The organism is Halalkalibacter flavus (assembly GCF_036663575.1).
Taxonomy (GTDB): Bacteria; Bacillota; Bacilli; order Bacillales; family Bacillaceae_D; genus Halalkalibacter; species Halalkalibacter flavus.
This window is the reverse complement of the sequence record NZ_JAWRVK010000322.1, coordinates 1-253: the sequence shown is the minus strand read 5'-3', so window position 1 is coordinate 253 and position 253 is coordinate 1. Positions and strand designations below refer to the sequence as shown.

The 253-nt window shown below is 63.2% G+C and carries 1 protein-coding gene; it reads left to right on the top strand.

Going from position 1 to position 253, the window contains the following annotated elements:
- Window positions 1-14 precede the first annotated feature (14 nt).
- On the top strand, window positions 15-253 hold a 239-nt coding region (locus SAY88_RS25880), incomplete at its 3' end, for a uracil-DNA glycosylase family protein (protein WP_348533386.1).

Sequence of the window (253 nt, the reverse complement as noted above, 5' to 3'; positions counted from 1 at the left end):
CGTCGCTCGACGACGTGGGTGCGAGCGTCACGGCCTGCCGCGCCTGCCCCCGACTAGTGGAACATCGCGAGTTGATCGCTCAAATCAAGAAACGTGAGTTTCGTGACTGGTCGTATTGGGGAAAACCAGTACCGGGCTTCGGCGACCCATCCGCGCGATTGCTTATCGTCGGGCTAGCGCCGGCCGCGCACGGCGCCAATCGCACGGGGCGCGTGTTCACTGGTGATTCGTCGGGAGACTGGCTGTATGAAGC